The 22,020-nt window shown below is 43.6% G+C and carries 18 protein-coding genes; 3 read left to right on the top strand and 15 right to left on the bottom strand.

The genetic code is table 11. The annotated features are described in order from the left end of the window. Positions 1-39 precede the first annotated feature (39 nt). The 15 genes from ROSEINA2194_RS18370 to ROSEINA2194_RS18305 form a co-directional block, all read right to left on the bottom strand. Entirely contained in the window at positions 40-870 is an 831-nt protein-coding gene (locus tag ROSEINA2194_RS18370; protein WP_007890402.1) for a glycosyltransferase family protein, read from the bottom strand. Position 871: 1 nt separating this feature from the next. After that, complete coding sequence (locus ROSEINA2194_RS22405; RefSeq protein ID WP_252832753.1) at positions 872-1,336, bottom strand: hypothetical protein; 465 nt, start codon at positions 1,334-1,336, stop codon at positions 872-874. A 19-nt stretch (positions 1,337-1,355) separates the two neighbouring features. Further along, positions 1,356-2,513, bottom strand: coding sequence for an ABC transporter permease (locus ROSEINA2194_RS18365; protein ID WP_007890400.1), 1,158 nt, complete (start codon positions 2,511-2,513; stop codon positions 1,356-1,358). Between the two features lie 17 nt (positions 2,514-2,530). Then, positions 2,531-4,276 carry an HlyD family efflux transporter periplasmic adaptor subunit gene (locus ROSEINA2194_RS18360; protein ID WP_044928865.1) on the bottom strand — a complete coding sequence of 582 codons (1,746 nt, stop codon included), beginning with the start codon at positions 4,274-4,276 and terminating at the stop codon, positions 2,531-2,533. Between the two features lie 19 nt (positions 4,277-4,295). After that, on the bottom strand, positions 4,296-5,192 hold the full coding sequence (locus tag ROSEINA2194_RS18355; RefSeq protein WP_007890398.1) for a carbohydrate ABC transporter permease: 897 nt from the start codon (positions 5,190-5,192) through the stop codon (positions 4,296-4,298). After that, complete coding sequence (locus ROSEINA2194_RS18350; protein WP_007890397.1) at positions 5,189-6,103, bottom strand: carbohydrate ABC transporter permease; 915 nt, start codon at positions 6,101-6,103, stop codon at positions 5,189-5,191. Before ROSEINA2194_RS18350 ends, ROSEINA2194_RS18355 begins: the two co-directional genes overlap by 4 nt. After that, positions 6,090-8,522 carry an SBBP repeat-containing protein gene (locus ROSEINA2194_RS18345; protein ID WP_044928863.1) on the bottom strand — a complete coding sequence of 811 codons (2,433 nt, stop codon included), beginning with the start codon at positions 8,520-8,522 and terminating at the stop codon, positions 6,090-6,092. The genes ROSEINA2194_RS18350 and ROSEINA2194_RS18345 overlap by 14 nt, the downstream gene beginning before the upstream one ends. Positions 8,523-8,626: 104 nt before the next feature. Next, entirely contained in the window at positions 8,627-9,742 is a 1,116-nt protein-coding gene (locus ROSEINA2194_RS18340; RefSeq protein WP_007890395.1) for a glycoside hydrolase family 53 protein, read from the bottom strand. 75 nt (positions 9,743-9,817) lie between these two features. Beyond that, a complete protein-coding gene (gene lacZ, locus ROSEINA2194_RS18335) occupies positions 9,818-12,967 on the bottom strand; it encodes a beta-galactosidase, LacZ type (protein ID WP_007890394.1) in 3,150 nt (1,049 codons plus the stop codon). Positions 12,968-12,986: 19 nt separating this feature from the next. Next, the gene (locus tag ROSEINA2194_RS18330) at positions 12,987-13,901 is read right to left on the bottom strand and encodes an AraC family transcriptional regulator (RefSeq protein WP_007890393.1); all 915 of its coding nucleotides are present in this window, start codon (positions 13,899-13,901) and stop codon (positions 12,987-12,989) included. A gap of 80 nt (positions 13,902-13,981) precedes the next feature. Then, positions 13,982-14,200: a hypothetical protein gene (locus ROSEINA2194_RS18325; protein ID WP_006858267.1), complete on the bottom strand. Its 219-nt coding sequence runs from the start codon at positions 14,198-14,200 to the stop codon at positions 13,982-13,984. Then, entirely contained in the window at positions 14,173-16,023 is a 1,851-nt protein-coding gene (locus ROSEINA2194_RS18320) for a DUF3863 domain-containing protein (RefSeq protein WP_007890392.1), read from the bottom strand. Before ROSEINA2194_RS18320 ends, ROSEINA2194_RS18325 begins: the two co-directional genes overlap by 28 nt. A gap of 118 nt (positions 16,024-16,141) precedes the next feature. Beyond that, positions 16,142-16,987 carry a sugar ABC transporter permease gene (locus ROSEINA2194_RS18315; protein ID WP_007890391.1) on the bottom strand — a complete coding sequence of 282 codons (846 nt, stop codon included), beginning with the start codon at positions 16,985-16,987 and terminating at the stop codon, positions 16,142-16,144. Next, positions 16,987-18,405, bottom strand: a complete 1,419-nt coding sequence (locus ROSEINA2194_RS18310) for a carbohydrate ABC transporter permease (RefSeq protein WP_007890390.1) — start codon at positions 18,403-18,405, stop codon at positions 16,987-16,989. The genes ROSEINA2194_RS18315 and ROSEINA2194_RS18310 overlap by 1 nt, the downstream gene beginning before the upstream one ends. Positions 18,406-18,574: 169 nt before the next feature. Beyond that, a complete protein-coding gene (locus ROSEINA2194_RS18305; protein ID WP_007890389.1) occupies positions 18,575-19,879 on the bottom strand; it encodes an extracellular solute-binding protein in 1,305 nt (434 codons plus the stop codon). Positions 19,880-20,352: 473 nt separating this feature from the next. Between ROSEINA2194_RS18305 and ROSEINA2194_RS18300 the strand changes: the two genes are divergently transcribed. The 3 genes from ROSEINA2194_RS18300 (at position 20,353) to ROSEINA2194_RS18290 (ending at position 21,818) form a co-directional block, all read left to right on the top strand. Continuing rightward, positions 20,353-20,739 (top strand): carbon-nitrogen hydrolase family protein, encoded by a 387-nt coding sequence (locus ROSEINA2194_RS18300; RefSeq protein ID WP_007890388.1) that lies wholly within the window; start codon positions 20,353-20,355, stop codon positions 20,737-20,739. Between the two features lie 219 nt (positions 20,740-20,958). Next, the gene (locus ROSEINA2194_RS18295) at positions 20,959-21,456 is read left to right on the top strand and encodes an Rpn family recombination-promoting nuclease/putative transposase (protein WP_007890387.1); all 498 of its coding nucleotides are present in this window, start codon (positions 20,959-20,961) and stop codon (positions 21,454-21,456) included. A gap of 98 nt (positions 21,457-21,554) precedes the next feature. Next, positions 21,555-21,818 carry a hypothetical protein gene (locus tag ROSEINA2194_RS18290; protein ID WP_044928860.1) on the top strand — a complete coding sequence of 88 codons (264 nt, stop codon included), beginning with the start codon at positions 21,555-21,557 and terminating at the stop codon, positions 21,816-21,818. The last annotated feature ends 202 nt before the right edge of the window (positions 21,819-22,020 follow it).

Below are 22,020 nucleotides of genomic sequence, written 5' to 3'. Positions count from 1 at the left end.
GTTTTATGCGGAATTCTTCGCATTCTTCCCGAATTTTTCTCAATCTTTTCTTTCTGCCGCGCCTGCATCTTCCTCGATCCATTCCATCAATTGATGTGCACGTCTGATCCACGTATGTTTTTCTTCCACCACAGGGATTCCGGCTCTTACGATTTCCTCCCGGCGTACATCGTACGCCAGTAGTTTTCTCACAAGTTCCGGTAATTTATCAATCTGTGCAAGATCGTAATAGCAGACGCCCTGTCCTTCTTTTAGCTCCTCACACAAATATTTGCTCGTATCGGTCACGCTGACAGTGCCATTTAAAATTGAATTGAAGACACGGTCATGTGCTCCGTCCTTAAACCATGGCATGACGTTTAATGATATTTTGGACGCCGCAATTGCTTTTAAACACTCCTCTGAGGTTGTCTGCGGATGCAGGATCATGTTTTCCGGGTGACCGCAGGTGAGTTCATCCCAGCCCTTGCCGAATACATCCACCTGTATTCCTGCGTCCACCAGCACTTTTACCGCCTCCCTGCGCCAGTAATTGCGCACATAGATATCAATAAATATCATGCGGTGCAGTGCCATGCGGAGATCCTTATAAGTATTCTCCCCCATCTCGCGCTCGCAGTGTTCCAATGCCACCTCCTCGACCGTGCGATGCGGATGCGCAATGATGTCATCGATGATCCCCTGATAAAAGGCTGCATATTCATCATTGATCCAGTGGATATACGGTTCACAGAAAGACGTCGGGGTAAAGTTTCCTGTCATAATGACATTGTATTTTTTCTCAACAGGCTTCCTGATTCGTTCTGCCGGATATTCAACCGATTGTTTTCCATCTTCCTTACCGGTATTTAATTTACATAATTCTTCCAATTTACTTCCTGCAAGCGGAAGAAATCCACGGTGCGTAAACTCCGGATAAAAAATGCTTAAAATAAGCCTCATGCAGCCGGTCGATGCTGATGTGGTAATATTTTTCCGGAAGATCAGCAAGTCTCTCATGGTAATAATACGGATGATCGACGGCGATGTTGTAACACGGAACTGCATATTCATCCCATACATAGCCAATGCCTTCACGGTAAACGCCTGCCTCTTTTTCCAGACCTTCAAAGTTAAACGTGACAAGCACTGTCTCCCCCGGTTTGATAAATCTGCGCAGCTTTTTGGCGCTGTTCCTCTCATCCTCCAAGTCAAAATAGAACACCTTATAGCCCATGCGCTTCCATTCATTTCCCATCTGTATGGAAAAGTAGGCAAGCGTTTCCACACCGCCAACCAACAAAACAATTCTTTTCATAAATACATCAAGGCGGTATCCTGTCCTGAATACCGCCACTCCTTTATTTTTTCCAATGTCACTGTTTTTTCACCGGACGTTCTTGTGCTTTCACATGCTTCATCCAGATCCGCAGCTCTTTCACGAACACCTTGATCCACTGCACCAGCTTCTGTCGGATTTCAGTCTTGTGTTTCCACAACCAGTATATTTTCCCGGCTGCAAAAATGACCGGATAGACCAGACATAACAATTCCAGAATCAACAGCAGCGCTGCAAGATCCTCATAAGCTCTCGCCCGGTTTTCCCAATATGGGAAAACAATATTCTTTGTATTCATCGAACGGATTCCAAAATTTCTTAATACCGTAAAACGATTCATCAATCCAAAACGGGAAGAATTTTCAACGATCTCATAACTGCTTTCATCCAATCCCAATGCTTCTTTTAATGCATTGAATCCAAACTTCTGCACCGGATTTTTGATGAGAAGCTCATAGCTGTCAAGCGTCGTTCCAGCTGCCTGTCCGTAACTTCCACCCTTTGAATCCGTCGTGCCTGCTGCCGGTGTGCTGGCTGCTGCGCTGTCCATGCCGCCAGTACTGCTGCCTGATCCGCCTTCTAAAATCTCATAAGAGACATAAACGGTTGCTGCTTCCTCGTCCGCCGCATCACTGAAATATCCCTTATCGCTTTTTACCACACCGCGCACCGGATACTGTACTCCGTTGATTTCCACATGCATTCCTGCGACATTGTTGGAACCAAATAACTGCCATGCAACATTTTCATCAATGACCACACCGTCTTTGTTTAAATCTTCTCCATCAAAATAGCTGCCGGACAACAGTTTCAGCGGATGAAATGTGAAAAAATCTCCTCCAACACCGAATGCTCTCGCCGTGATGGATGCCCGGTCAGAATAAAGGGTAAGTTCCCCTTTTGTGCTGTAACAGTCCACCAGCGTTCTTCCGTTTACATCCGATGTATCCTCTGACGCCTCCTGCAATGCAGTTTTTAATTTCTGTTCCAGCTGTATCACATAGTCCTTCGTCACTGCTGCATCTTTGGAAAAAAAGCAGGAAATCTGTGCATAACTGTCTTCTGCTGACCACTCTGATGCGATCTGCTGTGTGGAAAGCTGTCTGCCGAGTGCCCGTTCCACACAACCGAAAAGAATGGCAGCACATATCATCAGCACTAATAGAAGTATTTTTCTGTACTGCTTTACCTTCATGTGTCATTCCTTTCTGTTTATTCTGATGCAAGACGTACCTGTTCGTTTTCCTTGATCGGTTTTGTAGTCGTTGTGATTACATACTCATAACCTTCCAAAGCTCCGGTCACTGCTGATTTTGTATCGTCTGATGTGATAACATCCACATCCACACGTCTCGCATAGTAACGGTTTCCAAGCGGTGTGCTCTTTGACTCTATGATCAGAATGAATTTTCCATTGGAATCTTCCCGGATAGCACTCGTCGGTACGATCGTGTCATAGTTGGAGCTCTGCTCCCCGATAGACAGTGTATAGCTGTCTCCGACTGACACATCCCCTTTCATCTCACAGATGATAATACTGTTGGTGCGGTTCTGTGGATCTTTGCGGATGGCTGACACGACTGCGGAAACATCATTTCCGTACCAGTTATTCAGTATTTCCGCTGTATCTCCGACTCTGACCTTCTTTGCCTGATTTTCAGTCACAGAGAACTGTAACACATACGCTTTGTTTTCCGGCTGAATGGTCATCATGACATCATTGGCGTTGACTGTAGTTCCTGCTGTTACTGCAATATCAGTAACAGTTCCTGATATTGGTGATGTGATCTCTGTTCCGATGGATTTCGCCTGTAATTTTGCTACTTCTTCCTGCAGATCTGTCATTGTTTTATAGGCAGATGCGATCGTCACCTCTCCACTGATCTTATCGGTCACTTTTTTCTGATCATTGGTTGCGCTGGTCAATGCTGTGTTTGCATCGGTCAGTGCCACCGTTGCCGTGTTCAGCTGCGCCTGCAGATTGTTTGCTTCTGCTGTGTTCGTACCAGTCAGTTTTTTCACAGAGAGATTGTAGTTTGCATTGCTCAGAGCATTCTTGCTGTCGGTTGCTGCGGACTTTGCAGAATCGTAGGAACCCTGGACTTTGTTTAAGTTCGCCTGACATGTCTTAAAGTTGGAATCGGCAGTATTTACTTTTACCTGCGCAGTCGCCACCGCAGTTTCCGCTGTCTGTTTATCTGCTGCTGTTGCAGATGAACTTGCATTTAAAGCATCGCGTGTTGCTTTTGCTTCTTCTAAATCTGCCTGTGCTCTCTGTAAACTTTCCAGTGCCGTATCATACGCACTCTTCACCGGTGTATAAGCACTCTCCGCACTCGTCAGGCTGTCCTGCGCCTCACTGTTCTTTTTCTCTGCATCTAACACTGCCTTTTCCTCTGCAGTCGTGTCTGCTGTTGAGTTGCTGACCGCATCGATCTGTGCTTTGATCTTATCGACACTTGCCTGTGCAGCATCCACTGCCGCCTGCGCATCCTTCACTCTCTGATTTGCTGCTGCGATCTCATTTTGTTTTTGGGTGAGGCTTGATCCCTTTCCGGCCTCAATGCTCTGACGCTCTGCCACTGTGATCCCTGCTGTAAGAACTGCGGATTCATAGGCTGCCTGTGCCTCGTTTAAACTCTTCTTTGCAGCATCTAACTCATCACTGTCTGTATCCTCTAAGGTAAACAGTAAATCTCCGGTTGCTACTTCCGCATCCTTTTTCACGTTGACCGTTGCGATCTTCCTTGTCTCCTCGATCGTGACGGAATAACTCTCACTCGCCTCCACAGAACCGCTTCCGCGCACCTTTGAAGTGATCTGACCGCTTGTCACCTGCTGTGTGCTGACTTCCACAAGCGAATAATTCATGATCGTATTGGAAAAAAAGGTAAGTATCAGCATCACCAGTAAAAATATAATTGTGATATTCTTTATTTTATCTTTTCTATCTGTCATCTTTTTAACTCTCCATTTTCTATCCTTTGACACCGCCCTGATAAGCGATACCTTCTACCAGCTGATCCTCACCGTATAAGAAAATCAAAAGGCTTGGGATCATGTAAAAGGTCGCCACTGCAAATGCCAGTCCCACTTCCTGCGCATTGATCTTTGACAAAAAGATCGACAGTGGGTATTTATCTGTATCGTTAAAAAACAGCAGTGGCTGTTCCACCATATTCCAGTAATCCATAAATACCAGGATCGCACAGGTTGTGATCACACCCTTACAGATTGGAATACATATCTTTGTAAAGACCTGAAACTCGTTGGCTCCGTCAATCTTCGCCGCCTCGATGAGCGGCACTGGTATTCGTCTCATATACTTCGTGATCAGGTACACACTAAACGGTGAAAAAATACCCGGAAGCCATATACTCCAGTTCGTATCCAGAAGCTTCATCCAGTTTAAGACCAGATAATTTGGCACCAGTGTAACCTGATATGGCATCATCATTAAGATCACATATGCAAAAAAGACGATTGCGGAAAGTTTTCCTCTGGTCCTTGTGAAGCCATATGCGGCGAGCACTGCCACCACCAGCTGGAATACCACGATCGGCACCACTAAGATCACGGAATTCCAAAACTTCAACAGATAGTCCGGACTCTTAAATAACACGGTCGCATACTGTGAGAAAGTTACCATATCCGGTATAAATTTGAGGTTTACCGTCTGAGAGATGTACTGCTTGCCCCCGGTATCCGTTTTCTGGAAAATGGAACCATAGTTGGAGGTGATCTCCGCTGCCGACATAAACGAATTGCTGATGGTAAGAACGATCGGCATGATAAAAATCAGCGCCGTAACCACTGCGATCACCGTCAGGCAGATGCGGATACATAATTTTTTTCGTTCTGATCTCTTTTTCATTCTTCCTCCAAATCCTTTCCAAAATGATGTTCCACCCAAAATAAAATTCCCATAATGACGATCATCACAAAGGACATATAAATTGCTGCCGTGGAAAGTTTCTGGTAATCTGCCGAAGCAAACGTATTGTTCATATAATGCTGCAGCATATAAAGTGCACCGTACGGATACTCGCCTGTCAGAAGATAAATCTCACGGAAAACCTTAAACGAATTGATCATGGAAAGTATCGTCACAAACATGATCGTCGGTGACAGATACCGCAATTTAACATGCAGGAAGATCTGCCAGCGGTTTGCCCCGTCCAACTCTGCCACCTCGATAATATCCTTTGGGATATTTCCCATTGCAGACAAAAAGAGGATCATATTGTAACCTAAGTTTTTCCATAAAAACAGCAGAATAATGACCAAAAGACCTGCCGAGGATTTCAGCCAGTCCACCTGTCCTCCGCCGAACTTCTGCACTGCCACATTCACAACACCATTGTAATCAAAAAGCACCTGCCAGATCAGCACGATAGACGCTGTCGGCACCATAAGCGGTGTCAGAAAACAACTCCGCAGTTCACTTTTTAACGGAATGCCTGCATCTAGCAGAAATGCGAGTGCCATGCCAAGGATCACGGCAAGCGGCACTGCCACTACCGAAAAAAATAGTGTATTTCCAACTGCTGTCCGGAATGCCCCATTTTGAATGACATTGATGTAATTTGTCAGTCCCACAAACTTTTTTGCCACCGGATTATTCACAAAGGAAAAATAGATCACTACAAGAAATGGGAGTACAAAAAACAACAGTACTCCCAGAACGCTCGGTGCCAGGAACGCTCCTGACACCAGCCTATGAAACCATGATTTATTCTGTTTTTTTATAACCTTACTAAAATCCTTTTTCTTACTTCGTCTCACTTAAATATACCTGCATTCTGCTCTGGATAATTTTTGCCACATCCTCTGCGGACTTCTGTCCTGAGAAATAGGCTGCTGCCTCCTCATTGATGATATTGGTGATATCATCGGAAACGGCACCGGAAACAGCGGTTGTATTGTATACAAGATCTTTTACCTGATCTACATCCTCCTGTGTCGCCGGCTGGATCTCAACTTCGAATTCCCCCCAGCCCCAGGTACTTCCGCCGTCAGAGTCTGCTTTCATTGCGTTCTGACAATATTTTCCAAAATCGTCTTTTCTAATGGAAAATCCATAAGTGTAATCACTGTCGCCGTCGCTGCTCTTCTTTGGCAGATAAAATGTCCTTAAAAACTGCCATGCACCATCGACATCCTTACAGCTATTGGAAATTCCAATAATATTGTTCAGACTCAGCATTGCTCCGTTTCCCTCGCTGGTCGGATAACCAATAAATGTTGTCGGACCTCCAAAAATCGCACGGTACATCTGTACCTGCTCAAAATCACTGAGATAATAAGTATCTAAAAGCTGTTTTCCCTGACTCAGCAGAACCGTGCTGTCTTCCATATCATCTCTATATTCAAACTCTTCCGGGAACATATTTGCAAAATCCAGTACATCTATAAATTCCTGACTGTCAAAATTACAGCTTGCATCCTCCCAGTTGATAAAATCATTATAGCCGAGACTCATCAGTGCTGTCAATGCAGACGTCCGGTCCATACCCCAGAAAAGCTGTGTTCCTTCCGGTTTGGATGCGAGCAGCGCCTTCATATCCGACACGGTCCATCCCGGTGTCGTTCCAACATCTTCCGCTTTTCCGATCACCGTCTGTAACGTAAAGGTCTGCGGCAGGATCGCCAGTTTTCCATCATACTCGCATGCAGTGAGTACATTTGGAAGGAAATCATCTCTCGAAAGTTCCGTGTCTTTGTCCAGCAGTCCATACAGATCCACATTTAATCCTTTGGATGCAAAATTGATCGCCTGGGAATAATCGTTAAAAAGCACCAGATCAATGTTGGAATCCGATGTCACTGCCGTGTTGAAGCTGTTCACTGCATCCTCGTACTCCTCTGCGCCGTCTCCATAAGACTTCATTGTGATATGATACTTATCCTGACTCTTGTTAAATGCGATCACCTTCTCCTCCACGTCTGAACCTGTCCACATGCAGGCGAGTGTGAGATTTACGGTATCTGCCACTTCACTGGCATCCACTTCTTTGATCAGTGCGATCTCCGTCTGGTTTCCGTTGGAGTTCCAGTTCTGAAGATAAGCTGCGATTCTTCCATCGGACAGGACTCCGTAGCTGCTCACGCTGGAGCTGGAAATATTACAGTCCATCCAGCTGAAAAATTCCTCTTTTTCCTTCGTATCCAGATTGTACTTATAAACACTGCTGCCCTCTGTGACCAGCAGATTCTTCTCATCTAACACAGAGACTGTATCGGAAGGGACTTCAATTGCCTTGTCTGTCTGTTCTTTCATTGCGCCGACATCTAACGGCCGCAGCTCACATCCGGCATCCCCATATCCGATGGAGGCAACCGTTCCGTCCGCAAGCCCGACCAGTCTGGATGTATATCCATCCGATGGGATCCTGCCCTTCTGGCTGCCGTCCTCTCCTATTACGAGTGTAAAATATTCATCTGAGCTGACGCTGTTGCCACTGTCATTATTGGACCAGGTATTCAGGGCAAGATAAAGGTTTCCCTCCTTATCCACTGCTATCCCGTTACAGCTTACATTCTCTGCATTTGCTCCGAGATCCATGTCCTGTTCAAACGCAATATTTCCGGATGTGTCCACTTTGAGAATGGAAGAGGTCTGAATGAATCTCGCATTCTGAGCCAGCAGAAATCTGCCATAGTTTACATTGCCGTTCTCATCCGTATAATCTTTTGCATAATAATCATTCCAGTCCTTTTCTGCATCCTCGGCACTGTATCCCCACTGGTCTGCCATATAACTTAACACATCATCCAGTGTTGCGTCAGAATAATCCTCGGTGACACTCGACTCATCCATCTGGTTCTTCGTCACAAACAGGTAAACCTCTCCGCTGTCTGCCACGGTATATCCTGACACCCAGCTGCTGTTTCCGCTGCCGTCACTCTGCGCCTGCTCATAAAGCTGTGCATTTTCTCCGGTGATCAGATTATAGGAATACAGTCCGGATTTTGTGTAGTCCTCATTGCTGGAAGTGTAATACATCACATCTCCCTTAAACTGTATATTACTTGTCGTATCATTAAAACTGTCCGGCAGATCACTCAGATAATCTGCTTTGAAATATCTCTTCTTTCCGTCTGCGGATGTGCTGTTGCCGCCACCGCCACAGGCAGTAAGCCCTGCTGTCATTGCGGCTGTAAGTGTCAGTGCCACCGCCTTTCTCCATAAACTTCGGTTCATATGCATTCCTCCCATAAAATGCCGCTTTCTGCGGACGTTTTTTCTATAATTTCAGAATATAGAAGTCCTTATGGAAAAGCAAGATACAAAAGTTTATGAAATTCTTAATTTTGTCTGAATGGAAATTTATGGATCAGATTCCATGTTGGCAGTGCATTCCCCTGATAATCAAAGAGTGCCTGATTCGCCCATTCATTTCCGCAAGGTCCTTTATCGTTCATATATTTTAAGGATGCCTCGGTTGCCCAGCCGGAACCCGGAACCGGGATCCATGCAGGCTCCCAGTAGAAAAATCCTTTTCCCCTGTTTCCTTTGATGTGACTGATACGGTTTAAGAAATCTTCCATAAAATCATACTGTCCCTGAACCGTCATCGGGTATTCGATTTTTTCTACCAGTTCCTGTTTCGTTGCATAGCCTTTGCGTTCTTCGTCAGAGAGTTTTTCGTAATCCTTATAATCTTCCATCGTATACCCCATGGAAACCTCCGCTACGATCAGGTCTTTTCCATAACGCTCTGCGATATCGTTCATATTGTCTGTGAGCATATCTAATGTGCCATGCCAGAACGGATAGTAGGATAAACCGATGATCTGGAAATCCTCACCGCGCTTTGTAAACTCGTCAAACCATTCACGGTAAAGCGCATTGTTACCGCCATTGTCAAGATGAAGCATGACCGGTACATCTTTGTCCACTGCACGGACACCTCGGATCCCTGCATTGACAAATTTTGCAATGTTATCGTAATTTGGCACTTTTCCCTCCGGCCATAACAGACCGTTAGAAAGCTCGTTTCCAACCTGCACCATCGTGGTATTAATTCCATTCTCTTTAAAAACTTTCATGGTATCCACGGTAAAATCATACACTGCCTGCTCTAACTGTTCCACGCTATAGTCTTTCCATGCTTTTGGTTTGATCTGTTTTCCCGGATCAGCCCAGAAATCACTGTAATGGAAATTCAATAACACACCCAGTCCTGCGTCTGTCACTTTCTTTGCGATCGCAAGTGTTGTTTTTAAATCATTCTCTCCTGCGCCATAAGATTCGCCATTTTCCGACCACGGATCATTCCAGAGACGGATACGGATCGTATCGACATCATACTTTTTCATAATGTCCAGAATATCCATTTCTGTTCCGTCAACGTAGTATCTTGCGCCACATTTCTCTAATTCCAATAAAGTGGATAAATCCATTCCTTTTACAAATTTCATTTTGTCTCTCCTCTTGTACCCTTATATTCCTGGATAATTGCGAAACTCCTCATCCTCTTCTTTCAATTGCCTGCCTTATATTCCACGGAAGCGGAATGTAAATTCCAGTGGTTTTGTCACATCAATATGGTATTCCGGGTGTACCCATGCACCCCAGCTGTCGTCACCGCCGACACCCATCTGCGCCAGTGCGACACGCACGACAGTATAATGTACCTGTGGCAGTTCATACGGATGTGCTGCATTTTCCAGTTCATGCGGCGTATATGGAAGTGCAGAGAAACTCAGCTCGTCCCCAGAGAATAACAGTCCTCTTCCTTTATAGTCGGTCACTTTTGCATATCGCACACCGACTTTATTGCCGCACTCCTGCGGAACTAAGTATTTTGCCATATTGTCTGCTGCCTTATTTTTGTAAATGCCAAGTTTTGCCCCATGTCTGCGGTCTGCATAAGTTTCCTCTGGTCCATAACCATACCACTCAACGTTGTCATAATCGGCATTTAATTTGAACATCATGCCAAATTCCGGCATATCCGGCAGTCCTTCCACTGGATCATAAGTAAGCTTTGTCTCGACGGTTCCATCACCAAATACGGTATATGCAACCTGACATTTTGCTGCCGGAGTGGTCGGCATGTAATAGGTGTATGTGATGGTCACGCTGTGTTCTGTCTCTTCCACGGTTGTCGGCACATTGTCGAACATGCCGCCATTTCTGTGACTGATGTACATGCTGGCGATCTTCCACTGTGCGTAGCGTCCCGGCGCCATGCTGCCGTTGTCATTGTCCACCGGCGCTCTCCAGAAGTTTGGCATCGGGATTTTTTCGATCATCTCTTTTCCCGCATAGCGGTAGGAAACCAATCCGCCGTTCAGCAGGGAAAACAGACAGTCAAAGTCATCGCCTTTCACGCCAATATTCACTTTTCCGCGGACTACCTGCAATGGTTTTTCCGGTACGGCAAACTTCACTTCTTTTTTGTAAACCTTCTGACCAAACGCCACTTCATGTCCGGCTTTCGCCCAGAACGTGTCTTCTCTCAGTACAAATGAAACCGTCACTGCGTACTCCGCATCCTCCGGGATCACAAACGGGATCTCATAAGAGCCGGACGAAAGTGGTGCAACATTTGTATCCATTTTCTGTTTTTTCACTACTGTTCCATTTTTCTGTAAAATTACAATACATTGATATTCGCTCGTATCTGCAAACAGATTTTTATTTACAACCGTAAAAGAGTGCTCCTCAAAAGCCACGCTGATATTCTGATAATTGAATTTGACTTCCTGCATTTTTGGAGAAGCATCACGCTCACCGCCATAACAGATTCCATTTCCGCTGAAATTATAGTCAGTCGGACGCTCGCCGCAGTCCCCGCCGTATGCCTGGAATTCCTGTCCGTAGCGGTCTTTTTTCAAAATCGACTGGTCGATATAATCCCAGATAAAACCGCCCTGATATCTTGGTTCGGTATCAGTAAGGTCTGTGTATTTATGCATCGCCCCGCAGGAATTTCCCATCGCATGGGTGTACTCACAGCAGATAAATGGTTTTTCCTTATGCTCTGCCAGAAACTTCTTAATATTTTCCACGCTGGTGTACATCTGGCTTTCCATGTCGCTCGTGCCTTCATATCTGCGGTCATTGAAAATTCCCTCATAATGTACAAGACGGTGCGGATCTACTGCACGGAATTTTTCGGACATGTCAAAAATGACTTTTCCGCCGTAGGATTCATTTCCCACTGACCAGATCAGGATCGCCGGATGGTTTTTATCCCTCTGATAGCAGGAGTTCACGCGGTCTAACATCATCGGCTCCCAGTCCATATTATCGCCCGGAACGATGGTATCCTTCGGCACAAGTCCGTGACTTGCCGCATCCCACGAACCGTGGGATTCCAGATTGTTCTCCGCGATCATGTAAAGTCCATACCGGTCGCACAGCTCATAGATGCCGGAGGCATCCGGGTAATGACAAGTGCGGATCGCATTGATATTGTTCTGCTTCATCGTGATAATATCCTGCAAAACTTCTTCTTTAGAAACGGCACGTCCTGTTTTTGAGCTGAATTCATGACGGTTCACGCCCTTAAAGACAATACGTTTTCCGTTTAAAGTCATGATGCCATCTTTCATCTCAAAACGGCGGAATCCGATGTTCTGTGAAATATATTCAACACAGTTTCCACTCTCATCCAGAAGCTCAACCGTAAGCGTATAGAGTTCCGGATGTTCCGCACTCCAAAGATTTGGATGGTTCACTTCCTGTTCGAAGTGAACTGTCGCTGCACCTGTATCTGTGAAACGGATCGTATCTGAAGTATTATTGGGCTGAAAGCTGATTGTCTCGGAAAAAATTGTGTTTTCTGAAACACTTCCGGCAGCTCCCTCTTTTGAATCATCCCTGCTTCCTGTGAGCGTGATTTTGGCAGATACATTCTGCATTTTGGCATCATCTGCGGATTTTTCAACAGTTTCTACTTTTCCACAAATCTCCATATCCAGCACCAGATCGGCACTCTCCAACGATTCCGCAACAACCGGCTGCACTTTCAGGTCATACACATGCACCTTCGGCATGGTATATAAATAAACGGAACGGAAAATACCGGAGAACCGGTAGAAATCCTGATCTTCGCACCAGCTTGAGGAAGTCCACTTGAATACCTTCAACGCCAGTTTGTTTTCGCCCTCTTTCACATAAGGTGTCAGATCAAACTCCGACGGCGTAAAGCTGTCCTCACTGTAACCGACATAACTTCCGTTCAGCCAGAGCGCAAAACCGCTCTCCACACCCTGAAACGAGATGTATAGCCCATTTTTTACAAATCCTTCCGGCAATGTGAAATATTTCACATAACTTGCCACCGGGTTAAAGTCTGTCGGCACTGCGTCACGCCACACATCCTCTCTTCCATCCCACGGATACTGGATATTGGCATACTGTGGAATATCATACCCCTCCATCTGGATATGCGCCGGCACACGGATGTCGTCCCACGGTCTGCAATTGTAGTCCTCCGCCTCAAAACCCGGAATCGTCTGCGCATCATTTTTTGCATAATGAAACTTCCAGATCCCATCTAAGGACAGTCTGAAACTGCTGTTTTGTTCCACTGCCTCCGCTTCATTTTTATATGTAACATGGTCAGAATGTGCCGCCATGCAGTTTTCTTTGAAAAACTTCGGATCATGAATCTTTTTTACATCAAATCCCATAGAAATGTCTCCTTATGCCTTACCAGCCTTTCAGTGCAGAAATATTATAATTCAACAGCTTTCTCTCGTAATTTTCCGGGCTGATCTTCCACTGATACGGCGATGTATTTAAATATTTTTTGAAATTCCGGTTGAACGTGGAAGTCGTAGTAAATCCAACCTTCTGTGCAACAACATCCATGGAGTCATTCGTCTTTTTCATAATGTCACAGGCTTTCTGTACCCGCATCAGATTGATGTAATCCATCGGAGACATATTCATGTAGGACTCAAACACCCTGCGGAAATGTGTCTCACTCATGTGGCTCGCCTTCGCCAGCTCCTCCACACGGATGTTATTGGCATATTCATTGCGGACATATTCCAAAGCCGGTGTGATCTGTGACACACCTGTCTTTTTCCGGATCTCATCCTCCGCAACATCATTTTCGCACATCCGTAAAAGTTCTGCAAACAATGTGATCATAAGTCCCCGGACACATTCATGAAATCGTTTTTTCTTCTGCCGCATCTCATCCATGATCATTTTGACCAGCACGGAAACACCCGGATTTTCCCACTCATGAAAAAATAGTGCCTTCTGGTTGACCATCTGCAAAATCTTTTTCTGTACGACCGGATTATCCGGATACAATTCCTGGATCATGACCATCGGATCAAAAAACAGATACTCCCAAAAGCTTGGCCCGCTGTCCGAATCACTGATGGTCACATGCGGATAATTCTGTGGGATAATGCTTACCATTGCCGGTTCATAAGGTTTTGACTCCTCGTTTAAGATCAATTCCCCTGTGCCATGTTTGCAATAACCGATCTCCATGAGATTATGAAAATGAAGATTACTCTCATCATGACCATAGTCACGAATCCAACTGTCTCCTAAAAGTGCAAGAACATATTCATTTTGTGGCACCTCGTAAAACCGAAGCTCCATCGTGTCTTTTTCTTTTCCCCATGGCTGTTACCTCTTTTTGAAAAAGGCTGCCTCAAAAATTCAAGACAGCCTCCTTCGGTTTAATCAAAATCAAATTTTGTAATTCTATCGTGCATTGCTTTATAACGGAAACGGATCATCTCGTTTTTCTCCAAAACGTCCTCCTCTGTTCCTCTGTACTGACAGCGGATGCAGCTGTAAATTCCTGTTTCTTTATTATAAAACATATCAATGTCCAGATCTCTTAAAAAGCAGGATGGGCATCTGTAATTTAATTTGCCTTTGCCAAGTTGAGCCATGTTGCAAATACCTCCTTATCTGAGATTGTTTTTCTGTATCCCAATGTAAACATTGGTGAGAATGCATATCCTTCTTTTACATATCCTTCTGCTGTTTCATCAGAAGCTGTCATGGATACACGTGTCTCGATTTCAGGAATGACTGCGGAAACCTCTTTTGCTCCGACAACACCTTCCTCGCGGCATTTGTATGCATAGTGGATTTCTTTTTCTTCCGGTCCGTCAATCTTTAAGGTGATGTTTGACATATCCTCGGAATACTCTGTTGTACCATAGCATGCAACCATGTACTCATTTAATGTCACTTCTGCAGTTGGATCACTCATCTCTAAGATATTTCTCTCAATCTTAATGTTTGAGGATCCTTCTTCGAAGTACTCTTTTGTCTGAAGTTTTACGGTTAAATCCCTAAACTCGATTGTCACAGGATCTAAGGTAAGGATTCTTGTCTTTCCTTCCTGTGAGAAGTGTGCGTGTGTCGGGCAGAGGCAGAGATCCACTTCCTCTCCTTTGTAAGAAAGTTTTGCACTTCTTACGGTTCCTTCTCCGGCATAATGTGTGAAGTATCCTGCACGGTATTTCTCCTGGATTAAGAATGGATAAGAGGCATCCTGCACATGTTTTGTACCGATACCAACCGGCCACTCCAATTTTGCTGCGTAAGGACGAAGATCTACGATCGCACCGCCCTGATCCATGTTCACACATGCTCTCATATATGGATCGCAATACCAGAATAACTGTTTGTCAGAACCATATAAAATATCTCTCCAGAGCGCACATTCCGGTTCGTTGTAATTGTTATCGTTGACACCTTTTTTCTCACGATAGTAGTCTGCAAACTCAGACATCGTCATATCGATAAGCTGTCCTTCTTTTTTCAGCTTGCCATAGTAAGCACATCCGTCGCTGTAAGATTTGTAAAGAAGTTCATATGGCTGCTCCCAGCGTCCCATCTTGTTCATCCAGCCCGGTCCAACGAACATCATGTTGTAGGAATATCCGTTGTTGTATTTTTCCAGAGAACGATACTGGTCAATTAAGTTATACAAATATGGATACTCCCATGTCTTGGTATCATAGATCATTCCACGGAGTACGTTCTGTGGATGTGTTCCGAAGTTGGAACCATTTCCATCGTAACATGCGATCAGGTCACGGGAGAGATGTGGGATCGCTACAATACCACTGTCCTCCTCCTTGTTTGCTGCCGGTGCATGTGTGTTCTGTCTGGATGGGATCCATGGTGCCCATGGACCTCCATCAAATAAGGTATACCAGGAGTTGTTGCAGGTATGATATGCTTTTGGTCCTTCCTCCCAACAGGTTGCAACGGCACATTTTACCGTTGGATAAGTTGCTTTGATATAGTTTGTCAGATCAGCATCCATATAGTAGGAACCTGTTGATTCCGGATAGAAACCGAATCTGTCATGGAATTTTTCAAATACGTCGTTTACGATCGCTTTTTTGTCTTCCATAGAGAACATCCAGATACAGAAATCTTTTGTCTTGTATTTTTCACGGAACTCCTCACATGGTAAGCCAAGCAGTGATAATGCAATCTCATCACCATATACTTCATGGTCATGTTTTGCGATCTCTACAGCTTCATCATTGAAAAGAGATGCATATGTCATCTGAATGGTTACTTTTAATCCATTCTCATGTGCCAGTCTCTGCTGTGTCTTGAAAATATCCAGAGATTCTGTCAGCAGTGCTTTATCTCCGATATCCTCCTCTTTGCCCTGTCCTGTCACGGTTGCAGAATACTCTGGAACCATCTCCGGACGATGAATAAGATTCAATACAAATTTATCCATTTTTTCATGTCTCCTCAAAATTTTATATGATTAGACGATTACGAAACTCCTCATAATCTTCTTTCAATTGTTCACAATCCAATTTAGTTTTTATGAGTTTCGCAATTGCCTTTTTATATCAACCCTTAACTGCTCCACCTGTCACACCTTCAACGTAGAACTTCTGCATTACTACGAAAAGAATCGAAATAGGAATTGCGATCATCACACCGCCCGCACAGAAGATTGCGAAGTAATCCCCGATCAATGTCTTCTGTAAGAGGTTGTAAAGTCCGATCGCTACCGTCCAGTCTGCAGATTCCTTGGACTTGATCATGATACGTGCCATTACAAAATCCATCCATGGACTTAAGAAAGCGTTAATGATGGTATACACGATCATTGGTTTTGACAAAGGAATAATAATTTTCGTAAAAATAGTTGCCTCGGATGCACCCTCGAGACGCGCTGCCTCCCTTAAGGAAACCGGAATTGTATCAAAGAATCCTTTTAACACAAGGAATCCGAGTCCGGAACCAGCGGAGTAAACGATGATCAAACCAGCCAGGGAATCGGTGAGTCCGATCATTTTCAACACAAAGTAAACTGCGATCATGGAAAGTACACCAGGGAACATTCCAAGGATGATGGAAAAGCTCATCAACTGTTTTCTTCCTTTAAATCTCATACAACTGAATGCATAAGAAACCATCAATACAAAGCAGGAAGAGATAATGCAGGTAAACAGTGCCACGATAAAGGTATTTTTAAACCATGCCGGGAAGTTTGCAGCAGTATCCGTCTCAAAGAACAGCTGGTGGAAATTTGCCAGCGTCCAGTTTGTCGGAAAGAAATGCTGATAACTTACGCCCTTTGTTGCGGACAACGATGTCACAACCAGCCAGACGATCGGGATGAGCCAGATGAATGCGAGCAGTGCAAGTAGCACATGTCTGATTATGATATTCCATGTTTTCTTTTTCATTATTGGTACACCTCCTCTTTGTCACCACTGATCATTCTGGTGTAGCTAAGCAGTGTCAGAAGTGCGCAGATTACAAACGAAATAATACCGATCACCGATGCCATCTTGTAGTTTGAGTTATCATTTGTCAAAGTAAACAGCCATGTGATAAGAAGGTCTGTCTCCTTGGCATTGGAGTTTGCAAACGCCATATTTGCCGTAGCTGTAGAACTTGTCAGCAGATAAATAACGTTGAAGTTGTTGATGTTGGCGATCACACTCTGTATCAGAGACGGTCCGCAGATAAACAATACATACGGCATGGTGATCTTCCAGAAAATCTGCCATTTATTGGCTCCATCGATTCGTGCACTCTCCAGCTGATCCGTCGGAATATTCATCAGGATACCGGTTGCAGAAAGCATCTGATATGGAACACCGACCCAGATGTTGATAAGGATGATCATCACGTGGGACCAGCCCGGTTTTGAGAGGAACGGAATAAAATTTCCTGAAACAAGACCAATATCCTTCAAAAATCCGGTCAGACCAATGTTGGAACACCAGGTGTTCACAATACCGTGATCTGCAAACATTTTGCTGACTAACAGCAAGGTTACGAACTGTGGGATCGCGATGGTCACTACAAAAAGTGAACGCCACATTTTTTTGAAATATGTATTCTCATGATTGATCAGTTTTGCAAGAAGAATACCACCGATAAAGGTTGTAAAAGTTGCTGTTACTGCCCAGATCATCGTCCATGCAAGAATCCTCACGAATGCATAGGAGAATGTGATGGTCGTTCCGCCTGTAAACATATTTTTAAAATTCCTGAGTCCCACCCATGTAAACAGATAGTTTGGCGGCATATGATCCATATCATAATTGGTAAATGCCACACAGGACATGAAAATGATCGGTATGATATTCATCATGATAACGCCGATACTTGGCAGGGTAAGCAATGTGATATAAAACTTACCGTTGAAAAGAGATTTGACATCCTCACCAAATGTATTGATGTGCTCTCCCTCTTCCTTCATAAGCTGAAGGCGGTAAACAGCCTTCATGTTGCTTATATATAAAAGTATGAATGCTAAGATCACGAGGATTCCCACGATTCCGTAAAGAAGGATGAGTAATGAGTTGTCGTAATCGTTAACAGTATTTTTCATAGTCAGCGGATCAAACACTGCCTCATACTGTACCGTACCAAGCGTATTCAGATCCTTAATATAATTGATAGAAAAAAGACCGGTAAACAGGAAAAAAATCACTTCGAGAGCTGTCATTAAAATACCCTTTATAATCTGTTTCCGTCCAAAATATCCGGCTCCCAGAATGATCAGCGAGAGTTTACACCAGATATCCCCCTTTGCCACAGCTCTTCCAAAGTCGGCAAAGTACTTTTTGACTGCATTTAAAAATGTTTTCATAGATTCACTCCCTTGCGTGAATGAGTACTTTTGTCACAGGACAAAAATGTTTCTCTTTTTAAAAATTCCACATACCCTGCCCAATGCAGAGCATGTGGAATTCAGATTCATGATAGATAGAAAGTACGCCCAGCGGACATTCTATGCTATACGTATGACCGAATGTGGATTATTCAGCTACCGGCTGTGTAATACCAGCTACTGCATCGTCAAGTACTTTCTGAAGATCAGCAGCTCCGTCAACAAGGTTCTGTCCAAGTGCTTTTGCCGGATCCCAGTAGTTGCTTCCTACAAGCTGCTGATCAGCGTATGCTGACTGTGCTGCAAGTGCTGCAAGTGCCGGGGAATCGATCTGGGAAGCTGCTGCCAGGTTAGCAGGACCTTCAGCTGTTGCAAGGCCGATCTCTAACTGGCTCTCTTCGTTTGTTAAGTACTCAGCAAGAAGCATTGACCAGCCAACATTTTTTGCATGAGAGTTAACACCTACGAATTTGTATCCTGCATAAGATCCCATCTGTGTAGCTGTTCCATTGACATCAAAGGTAGGAAGTTTGCAGGCAGCATATCCATCACCATACTGATCCTGGAAAGAAGTTGCATTCCATGTACCGGAAACGTATGCTCCAAGTGTTCCATCTGTCAGCATTGTGATCGCATCCTGATCTGCTACGTTTACGAATGCAGGGGAAGAAGCAATATTCTCAATGCTCTCTGCTACTGCAAGACCTGTCTCATTGTTCCAGTCACACTCATTGGAGTTGTCTTCATTCATGGAAAGGGTACATCCTGCTCCTGCGAAGAATCCATATACATACCAGCCGTCTGCGATGTTCATACCGACTTTTGTTCCGGCTTCTTCAGCTTTTGCTTCAAGAGCTTCCCAGGAAGCTACATCTTCCTCTGAGAAAATGTTTGAATCATAGTATAAGAAGTATCCGTTGGAAGCTGTTAATGGATAAGCATAAAGTTTTCCGTCTTTTGTAGCTGCTGCTACAGTTGACTCAGAGTTTGTCTCTGCCGGATCATATGTATAAGTAGCTGCCACTTCCTGAAGTGCTCCTGCATTTACAAGATCATTTACCTGATCATCTGCGAACACGAATACGTCTGCTGCTGCATCGATATCTTCTAAGACCTTATCCTTCGCCTCCTGCTCAGATACTGCACCGATCGTAATGTTGAAATCTACATCTGAGTACTGCTCCTGGAATTTATCTGTCAGTTCTTTCATAACTGTCTGGTAAGACTCAAGTTCTGAGCACCAGAGCTGAATGTCTACAGTTCCTTCTGTTGCAGCGATCAGGTTTGCGATTGCATCATCTGCTGATGTTGTATCAGCTGCATCTGCTGTCTCTGTAGCAGCTGCTGTGCTGCCGCCTGCTGCATTGTCTGTTGTCTCTTCTTTGCTTCCGCATGCTGCTAAGGAAACAACCATGCTTGTTGCAAGTAATACGCTTAATACTTTTTTCTTCATCGAAAATTTCCTCCCTTTTTTCTTCCCGCATTTTTGCGTTTCCGAACCATTTTACCGACTTTTGTGCATTTGCGCAATACTTCTTTTGTTTCGCATTTTGTATTGCCATCTGTTTTGCGTTTTGTTGCGTTTCGCTTTTGTGTTTTATTGCGTTCCGCTTTTTGCGCAATCGGTTGTTCGATGGTTTAAGTATAGTACGCGGTTGTTTTTGTGTCAATGTGCATGATTTATAATAAATATGCTTGTTTTTTGTCTATTTTTACCAAATCAATTTGTTATTTTCTTGTCATATTCTTTTCATTTTCAATCATTGTGCAACCGATAAACCTTGAAATTTCAAGCATTTATGAACATTTTTAATGGAATGAAGTAGGATTATAAGTGTAATTATGGTAGAATGATGGTATTAATGAAGATAATGAACTTGAAGTTGTCTGCAGTATGCTCAAATTTATATATATGGAGCAGAATATATGAAATTGAAGATAGCATTTTTACAATTGGTTTCTGAGGGAAACTTAGAAGATAATCTTGAAAAGGGAATAAAAGCATGTCGTGAAGCAAAAGCAAATGGCGCAGATATAGCGTTATTTCCAGAAATGTGGAGTAGCGGATATACTTTTCCTCACAATAAAGAATGGTTGGAGCAAAACTCCATTTCATTAAACAGTAAGTATGTAAAGCAATTTTCGGAGATTTCTTTAAAACTGAATATGGCAATAGCGATAACACTGTTGGAAAAGCATGAGCCTAAGCCTAGAAATACAGTTTGCCTATTTGATAGACATGGAAAGCTGGTATATTGTTACTCAAAGGTACATATCTGTGAGACAGATGAGACAGAAAAATACTATTGGTAGTTAAACTCCGGTTATACTCTCTTTCTAAAAGTTTTATAAAATATCAGCAGATCTCATATACATTTTACTTTATAAATGCTATTCTTAATCCATCGCAGATGTATTGCAGTCATTCAATGACTGCATCTTTTATCTTATCTGTGTTTATACATTCGAAAAAATCTGGCATATCGCCTCATTTTTCAACCATCATAACCACATATCTACGAAGTAGGACACATGACCTTACACACAAATCTATCTTTTGAAACTGCAACCGGCAGTATTGACTATCCATTTACAAATGACTATATGTTTCGTGCTATTTTACAGAAGGACAAGCAGGTGCTGAAAGCATTGATTGCAGCTTTGCTACACCTAAAAAAAGAAAGTATTCACGATGTAGCCATCACAAACCCAATCGAGCTTGGTGCTGCGATTTCAGACAAAGATTTTATTCTGGATATCCGCGTCAATCTGAATAATGAACAGCTTATCGACCTTGAAATGCAGATGTCTAACGAATACAACTGGTCAGAACGTTCCATCAGCTACGCAGCAAGAAGCTTTGACCAGCTCAATTCCGGGGAAGAATACAAAGAAGTGCTTCCGGTTCACAGTATTGGATTCTTAAACTTTACATTATTTGAAGATCAGCCCGAATTTTTCGCTACTTATGAACTTCGAAATAAAAAACAGGGCATCTTTACAGTAGTAAATTTTCCATCCATGTGTTAGACTTAACTCGGATAGACCTTGCCACAGCCGAGGATCAAAACTATGAGATTGACCGCTGGGCGAAACTTTTTAAAGCTAAGACATGGGAGGAACTCAGAATGATTGCAAAGAACAACCCAGATTTATTGCAGGCTTCCAATGATCTTTACACTGTCAATGCTGATGAAATCATCCGGCAGCAGGCGAGAGCACGTGCAGATGCGGAGTTTTGGGAGCGAAATAAAAATGCTAAAATTAAACAGCTGGAAGATACGATTATTGAACAGGATAATACAATCGCTGAAAATCAAAAACTGCTAGCTGAAAAGGATGCAGAATTACTTCGTCTTCAGAAAGAACTCGCAAAACTAAAACAGCTTTAACCAGAGTTTCACTTATATGCTTGAAGCAAAATATAATATAAGTAATATGGCTTCTGGAAATTTATTGAAAAAGCTGGGCTTTCAAATTGATGGAGAGCTTAGAAACAGAAGAATTGGAATTGAAGATGTGTAATTGTGATTAAAACCGTCCATGTTCATAAGTTGTCAGATGAAATGTTTTATCGCATAGAGGTGGAAATAA

Origin of the sequence: Roseburia inulinivorans DSM 16841 (genome assembly GCF_000174195.1) — a bacterium.
GTDB classification, from domain to species: Bacteria; Bacillota; Clostridia; order Lachnospirales; family Lachnospiraceae; genus Roseburia; species Roseburia inulinivorans.
This window is presented reverse-complemented; position numbering and strand designations above follow the sequence as displayed.